We start from the raw sequence: 7,587 nt of genomic DNA on the forward strand, positions 1-7,587 counted from the left end.
ATCTGATCGCTCGCCGTGTTTATGATGCAGACAGACAATCGGGGAGGTGGGCTGTGGGCGATGGCTTCGTGGCGTTGTATATCTTTATGCTGGCAGGCATCGCCGGGCACGTGATCATTTCGCGGGTACCGGTGATCCTGCATACCCCGTTGATGTCGGGCTCCAACTTCATCCACGGCATCGTGTTGATTGGTGCAATGGTCATGCTGGGTGAGGCGAAAACCCCGCTGGAGCAGGCGCTGGGCTTTGTGGCGGTGCTGCTGGGCGCAGGCAATGCGGCCGGTGGCTATGTGGTCACCGAGCGCATGCTGGACATGTTCAAGGCCAGCAAGAAAGGGGATGCCAAGTGAGCGAAGCGAGCATTCTGACCTTGGTCAAACTGAGTTATTTTATCGCCGCCACTTTGTTTTTGCTGGGCCTGCAACGCATGGCCAGCCCGAAGACGGCGCGCAGCGGCATCCAGTGGGCGGGCGTGGGCATGTTGCTGGCTACCGTCGTCACCTTGTTCCTGCCCGGGCTGCACAACATTGCGCTGATGCTGGTGGCGATCGTGATTGGCGTGGGCCTGAACTGGGTCTGGGGCAAGAAAGTTGCGATCACCGACATGCCGCAGATGGTGGCGCTGTTCAACGGCATGGGGGGGGGGTCGGCGGCGGCGATCGGCGCGGTGGAGCTGGTGAAGTTTTCCGGCGGTGCGCCGGTGCCTTCGCAATTGGGCCTGGTGTTGGCGGTGGTGGGCGCACTGATTGGTGCGGTGTCGCTGACCGGCTCGATCATCGCATGGGCCAAGCTCGACGGGCGCATGGACAAGCGTTACACCTTCCCCGGTCAGCAATATTTCAATGCCCTGGTGGCGCTGGCGGCGGTGGTATGCGGGGTGATGGCGGTGACCACGCTGGCGATGCCGTGGATCATTGCCTTCTTCCTGCTGGCGCTGGGCTTGGGCAAGTTGATGACGTTGCCGATTGGCGGCGCCGACATGCCAGTGGTGATCTCGCTATACAACGCGTTCACCGGGCTGGCGGTAGCGTTTGAAGGCTATGTGCTGGGCAACGAGGCGCTGATCATCGCCGGCACCATGGTCGGTGCGGCCGGCATGCTGCTGACCCGGCTGATGGCCAAGGCGATGAACCGCAAGATCAGCAATGTGCTGTTCTCCAACTTCGGTGGCAGCTCGGCGGCGATGCAAGAAATCGGGGGTTCGATGAAACCCATCGAAGCGGCCGACGTGGCGGCGATGATGGCGTTTGCCGAGCGTGTGGTGATCGTGCCCGGCTACGGCATGGCGGTGGCGCAGGCGCAGCACAAGATCTGGGAGCTGAGCCAGCGTTTGATCGAGCGCGGGGTGAAGGTGAAATTCGCCATCCACCCGGTGGCCGGGCGCATGCCCGGCCATATGAACGTGCTATTGGCCGAAGCCGGCGTGCCGTATGACCTGATTGCCGACATGGACGACATCAATCCCGAGTTCGTGCAAACCGATGTCTCGCTGGTGATCGGCGCCAATGACGTGGTCAACCCGGTGGCCAAGACCGACCCGGCCAGCCCGATCTACGGCATGCCGATTCTGGATGTGGTGAACTCCAGGAACACCATCGTCATCAAGCGCGGCAAGGGCACGGGCTTTGCCGGAATTGAAAATGCGCTGTTCTATGCGGATAACACCCGCATGTTGTATGGCGATGGGGCTGAAGTGGCCAGCGCCTTGGTCAGCGAGTTGAAGGCGTTGGACGGCGGCCACTGACAACACCTGACCACGCCGCCAGTGCCAAGCTGGCGGCGTACAGCGCAACGTCTACGCGGTCGGTGGCCAGTTGCACCAACAGCCACGCATAGTCCGGGCCGATTTTCAGCACCGCTTCCCACGGCCGCATCCCCAGCGATTTGCCGATCTGGCCGCCGGCAATCAAGCCATTGGCCAATCCAATCACGCCGGCAGTGGATACCAGTGCCAGCAGCATGCGGGAGGCATCTGCAGGCCAGCGGCTTAGCCGCAGCAGCAGCACCATATCCATCGCGGCGAGCAGAGCCAGCCAACTGCAGGTGCGATCCAACCTTAATGCCAGCAGCATCCAGCCGGCCGCAAATCCACTGGCGCCGAGCAGCAGCAAGGGCAGGGCGTACCAGCGTGGACCGGACTCCGGTTGTGGGGGCATTGGTTGGCTGATCGAAGTCAAAGGAATGGGGAATGATCCCATTGCGACGGCTGACGGGCAATTGGATTGGGACTAGAATGGTACGGATTCGATTCCCAGCCTCCTCTCTATGTACTCCCGCAGTAGCGAACCCGTCCGTTTTGAGCGCGATTGCGCCGCCGTTCTCGTCCCGCAGGGCGATGCAGTGACTTTGCCCGCCGGTACTGTGGGCTATATCACCCAAGCCCTGGGTGGCAGCTGGACGGTGTTTGTGGAAGGTAATTTGATGCGAATTGCCGGTGAGGATGGCGATGCTATTGGCAAGCAGCCGGCCGAGCCTCTGGAGTTGCCGGAAGGGGCCACCGACGAGGACGTGGAGCGGGTGGTGTGGGAGCAGTTGCGCACCTGCTTTGACCCGGAAATCCCGGTCAATATCGTGGATCTTGGCTTGGTCTATCTGGCTGAGTTGTACCATCCGGAAAGTGGCGAGCGCGGCGTGCGGGTGCGCATGACCCTTACCGCGCCAGGTTGCGGCATGGGTGACATCCTGATCGACGATGTACGCAGCAAACTGGAAAAAATCCCGACCGTGGCTGACACCGATATCGAGCTGGTGTTTGATCCGCCGTGGAATCAAAGCCTGATGTCGGATGTGGCCAGGCTGGAAACCGGGATGTTCTGACGCTACGGCGGTGTGTTGGCAAGGGCGCAGGTCGCGAAATGACCTATTGGGTCAGCGCCGAAGACTTGTGCAATGCAAGAAATTCATGTCATTTGAGGTCGTGTACAGCATGTTTTGCTGCATTGCACGATTGCCGCATCCCCGTGGATCGCCAATGCCGATGCGAGGCATGCCTTCTTTATTCCATATTTTCATGTGCGAATAACAAATGGTTTTTGACCAAATCCCTGGGCTGCGCGTGAAGATCCCGCATCGCTTCCGGATGTGGGGTCTGTCAGCGATAACAACACGTTGCCACGCAGCGGGGCACTGCAGGGGAGCTTTGGCATTTGCCGGCTGCGCAGCGTTCGATGCATGTCGATGTCTCGCCTTGCCGCGTCTGCGGCAAGCCACACGTGCCCTAGGGGAAATTTTGAATGAACCGTTTTTGCTCGCTCAACACGCTGGCCGCCGCAATCGCACTGTCGCTCACGGCGGCAGGTGCACAAGCTGCAACGCGTACCGATCTTCAACAGCGCGATCTCGCCCAGATGCGCCAGCAATACCAGTCGCTGCTGGCCAGTCAGGGGCAGGTCGGCAGCGAGATGGCCAACCGTCGTCACGCCGCGCTGATAGGGGCCGGCGGAAGTACCCATCTGCTGATGCGTGTCAACCGGCAGGTCGAAAATGGCGAGCGTAACTATCGCTACGACCAGACATGGCGCGGGATTCCGATCTTTGGCGAGAACTTGGTCGTTGCCGAGGATGCGCAGGGGAATGTGCGCACCATGTTCGGCAACCTGATCTCCGGTTTGGATCAGGACATCGTCAGCACGCGACCGGCGATTACTGCGGCGCAGGCGCTGGTTGCGGGCAAGCGCGCAGGGTTGGGCAATGGCATCGCCGGGATGCTGACCAGCAATGAAAGTAGCGATGTCGTGGTATTTATCGATGATGCCGGGGTCGGGCATCTTGCGTACAAGGTCAGCTACTTTGCCGATTCGCAGGCGGCCGGGCGCGCAACGCGCCCCACCGTCATGGTGGATGCGCGCAGCGGAAAAGTGCTCAAGCAGTGGGAAAACCTGCAGACCGGCTCCTTGATCGGCACCGGCCCCGGGGGCAATGCCAAGACCGGCAAGTATGAATACGGCAGCAACACCACCACCCACCCGTATCTGGATGTCACCAAGAGCGGCACCACATGTTCGCTTAGCAATACCCAGGTCAAGACCGTCAACCTCAATGGCGGCACTGCCGGCAGCACCGCGTTTTCGTTTGCCTGCCCGCGTAATACCGTGAAGTCGATCAATGGTGCCTATTCACCGATGAATGACGCGCATCGTTTTGGCAGTGTCATTTTCGGCATGTACAACGCCTATATGGGACAGAACCCGCTGACCATCCAGCTGGTGATGAAGGTGCATTACAAGACCAGCTACGAAAATGCGTTTTGGAACGGTACCGCGATGTACTTTGGTGATGGTGCCAGCACGTTCTATCCACTGGTCAGCTTGGATGTGACATCGCATGAGGTCTCGCACGGATTCACCGAACAAAATTCGGGGTTGACCTATTCGGGCATGTCGGGTGGCATGAACGAAGCCTTCTCGGATATGGCTGGCGAGGCTGCCGAGTACTACGACCACGGCAGCAATGACTGGTTGGTGGGCGCGCAGATCTTCAAGAGCACGGGTGCGCTGCGCTATATGTGCAACCCGCCGCAGGACGGTGGCTCGATCGATAACGCCTCCAAGTACAAGAGCACGATGGACGTGCACTACACCTCCGGCGTTTACAACAAGGCATTCTGCCTGCTCGCCAAGACCTCGGGCTGGACCACCAAGAAAGCGTTCCAAGTCTTTGCGCGTGCCAATCGCGATTATTGGACGTCTGGCAGTACCTTCAACCAAGGCGCGTGTGGGGTCGAAAAGGCCGCTACGGCGTTGGGTTACACCAAGGCCAGCGTGACTGCGGCATTTACTGCAGTGGGTGTGAAGTGCGCCTGATCTGATCCGTGCTTGAGCAAAACAGGGCAGCTCGATCGTGGGCCCGCCAGCAATAACAAACCCCGACAAGCGTCGGGGTTTGTTGCTTCATGGCAGAACAACGCGGGGCGTAAAGCCGATTGCCTGAGCGATTTTGGTGATTCGCTGAGCAGTGGCAGAGCATGAACGCACTCTTGCTGCTGTGACCAATTTCCCGGGCGCGAATTGTCACAAGCTGACAAATTTCGGCAGCGCACATTGATGTTGCGGTGCGGCATCCGAGTCCGATGTGACCCAGTTCACTTTTGTGATGGCGTCTTAATAACAGAAAAATAGTTGCTTTAGTGACTGATTTACAAGTGATTTCTGCATTTAATAACTTTTGGTTATTGTGACATAACGCATGGTTCTTGACTTTGCCGTCAATGCGTCGGAATGTCCGCCATCGCTTTCGACACCGTTCAGGTTCAGGGCGCTGTCTGATGTGCAAAACATGGCGATTCACGCTAGGGGCACGCAGGCTAGATGTCGTTGTTTCGTTCGAAACCGCAGATGCGGAAACTCAACCAACAACCCAGGGGTAATGCCAAGTGAATCGCTTTCGTAGCACCAGCATGCTAAGTGCCGCCATCCTGCTCTCGCTTTCCGCAGTCGGTGCCCAAGCTGCCAACCGTTCAGATCTACATCAGCGCAATCTCAATCAGTTGCAGCAGCAATACCGGTCGTTGTCGGCCACTCAAGGTATTGCCGCAACTGCGCACCGCCGCCATGAGCAGTTCATGGGTGCTGATGCCAGCAACACCCTGTTGATGCGCAGCACGCGTGCCGATCGCGGTGTGCGCAACTATCGCTATGACCAAGCATGGCGTGGCATTCCGGTCTACGGCCAAGGGGTGGCCGTCAGTGAAGATGGCGCGGGCAATGTCCGCGGCATGTTCGGCAGTTATGTGTCCGGATTGGAGCGCGATATCAGTACCACCAAGCCGGCCTTCAACAGTGCCGCAGCCTTGGTTGCCGGCAAGCGCGCTGCGCTGGGGAACGGCATTGCCGGGATGCAGAGCCGCAACGAGAAGTCTGATCTGGTCATCTTCATTGATGACGCTGGCAAGGGTCACCTGGCCTATGCCGTCACCTTCTACGCCGATTCATTGGCCGGTGGCAAGCCGACCCGCCCGATCGTGATCATCGACGCCGTGAATGGGCAGGTCATCAAGAAGTGGGACAACCTCCAGCACACGCTGGTGGGTACCGGCCCTGGTGGTAACCAAAAGACTGGTCAGTACGAATACGGCACCAATTACGGTTATTTGGATGTCACCCAAAGTGGCACCACCTGCACCATGAACAACGCGCAGGTCAAGACCGTCAATCTGAATAATTCCACCAGCAATGCCAGCACCACCGCGTTCAGCTATACCTGCCCGCGCAACACGGTGAAGGCCATCAACGGCGCGTATTCGCCGCTGAATGACGCGCACTACTTCGGTAGCGTGATCTTCAACATGTACAACGCGTACATGAACATGAACCCGCTGACTTTCCAGCTGGTGATGAAAGTGCACTACAAGACCGGCTATGAGAATGCGTACTGGGACGGCACCGCGATGACCTACGGTGACGGCGCCAGCACGTTCTATCCGTTGGTCAGCCTGGATGTCTCGGGTCATGAAATCTCGCACGGTTTCACCGAGCAGCATTCCAATCTGACCTACTCGGGTCAGTCGGGTGGCATGAACGAAGCGTTCTCGGATATGGCTGGTGAAGCTGCCGAGTACTATAGCCGTGGCAGCAACGACTTCCTGGTGGGTGCCGAGATCTTCAAGGGCACCGGCGCGCTGCGCTATATGTGCAACCCGACCCAGGACGGTGGTTCGATCGACAATGCGGCCAACTACACCAGCAGCATGGACGTGCACTACACCTCCGGTGTCTATAACAAGGCGTTCTGCACCTTGGCCAAGAAGTCCGGTTGGGATACCAAGAAGGCCTTCCAGGTGTTTGCCCGCGCCAATGCCAATTACTGGACGGCCAGCAGCACCTTCAACCAGGGCGCTTGCGGTGTTGAAACGGCGGCCACCGACCTTGGCTACACCAAGGCCGATGTCACCAGCGCATTCACTGCGGTGGGCGTGTCCTGCGCGGGCGGTGGCGGTGGCGGCGGTGGTGGCAGCACCGGTGGCACCCTGACCAAGGGCGTCACGGTGACCGGCCTGTCGGCTGCAACCGGTGGTGAAGTGGTGTACACCTTGGCGGTGCCGGCAGGGTCGACCAACCTGGCGTTCACGATGTCGGGTGGTACCGGTGATGCCGACATGTACGTCAAGTTTGGCAGCGCTCCGACCGACAGCTCCTACGATTGCCGTCCGTACAAGTCCGGCAATGCAGAAAGCTGCTCGTTTGCTTCGCCGTCCGCGGGCACCTACTACGTGCGCATGAAGGCCTACTCGGCATTCTCCGGCGTCAGCCTGCTGGGTGACTACAGCACGGGTGGTGGCGGTGGTGGCGGTAGCTCTTCGGTCAATCTGCCGTCCGTCAGCAAGGGTAAATGGTCGTCGACCTACACCTTGGCTGTCGCCGCTGGGAAGACTGCGACAATTTCCATTGCCGGTGGCACGGGTGATGCGGATATGTATGTGAAGGCAGGCAGTGCGCCAACCACCAGCAGCTACACCTGCCGTCCGTACAAGACGGGCAATAGCGAAACCTGCACCCTGACCCCGACCAGCGCGACCACCTACTACATCAAGGTGTACGCATACGCGGCATTCAGTGGTGTGGTGCTGTCCACCAGCACCAACTAATCAAC

Annotated in this window: 6 protein-coding genes; 5 read left to right on the forward strand and 1 reads right to left on the reverse strand. The window is 59.2% G+C overall.

The genetic code is table 11. The annotated features are described in order from the left end of the window. Positions 1-53 precede the first annotated feature (53 nt). Positions 54-350 (forward strand): NAD(P) transhydrogenase subunit alpha, encoded by a 297-nt coding sequence (locus tag QWB57_RS06705; RefSeq protein ID WP_223626290.1) that lies wholly within the window; start codon positions 54-56, stop codon positions 348-350. Further along, positions 347-1,744, forward strand: a complete 1,398-nt coding sequence (locus tag QWB57_RS06710) for an NAD(P)(+) transhydrogenase (Re/Si-specific) subunit beta (RefSeq protein ID WP_223626292.1) — start codon at positions 347-349, stop codon at positions 1,742-1,744. The genes QWB57_RS06705 and QWB57_RS06710 overlap by 4 nt, the downstream gene beginning before the upstream one ends. Here the strand turns inward: QWB57_RS06710 and QWB57_RS06715 are convergent. Further along, a complete protein-coding gene (locus QWB57_RS06715) occupies positions 1,710-2,156 on the reverse strand; it encodes a hypothetical protein (protein WP_223626294.1) in 447 nt (148 codons plus the stop codon). The two genes, QWB57_RS06710 and QWB57_RS06715, sit on opposite strands and share 35 nt — an antisense overlap. A 109-nt stretch (positions 2,157-2,265) precedes the next feature. Here QWB57_RS06715 and sufT point away from each other — a divergent pair, with 109 nt between their 5' ends. The 3 genes from sufT (at position 2,266) to QWB57_RS06730 (ending at position 7,582) form a co-directional block, all read left to right on the forward strand. Continuing rightward, on the forward strand, positions 2,266-2,817 hold the full coding sequence (gene sufT, locus QWB57_RS06720) for a putative Fe-S cluster assembly protein SufT (RefSeq protein WP_223626296.1): 552 nt from the start codon (positions 2,266-2,268) through the stop codon (positions 2,815-2,817). 416 nt (positions 2,818-3,233) lie between these two features. Further along, positions 3,234-4,802: a M4 family metallopeptidase gene (locus QWB57_RS06725; protein WP_288968884.1), complete on the forward strand. Its 1,569-nt coding sequence runs from the start codon at positions 3,234-3,236 to the stop codon at positions 4,800-4,802. Positions 4,803-5,371: 569 nt separating this feature from the next. Continuing rightward, positions 5,372-7,582 carry a pre-peptidase C-terminal domain-containing protein gene (locus tag QWB57_RS06730; RefSeq protein WP_288968885.1) on the forward strand — a complete coding sequence of 737 codons (2,211 nt, stop codon included), beginning with the start codon at positions 5,372-5,374 and terminating at the stop codon, positions 7,580-7,582. The last annotated feature ends 5 nt before the right edge of the window (positions 7,583-7,587 follow it).

The organism is uncultured Thermomonas sp. (genome assembly GCF_937872235.1).
Classification (GTDB): domain Bacteria; phylum Pseudomonadota; class Gammaproteobacteria; order Xanthomonadales; family Xanthomonadaceae; genus Thermomonas; species Thermomonas beijingensis.

Coding starts and splice junctions, on each gene's coding strand:
- QWB57_RS06715 (WP_223626294.1), bottom strand. CDS start 2,156: ATGCCCCCACAACCGGAGTCCGGTCCACGCTGGTACGCCCTGCCCTTG.
- sufT (WP_223626296.1), top strand. CDS start 2,266: ATGTACTCCCGCAGTAGCGAACCCGTCCGTTTTGAGCGCGATTGCGCC.
- QWB57_RS06725 (WP_288968884.1), top strand. CDS start 3,234: ATGAACCGTTTTTGCTCGCTCAACACGCTGGCCGCCGCAATCGCACTG.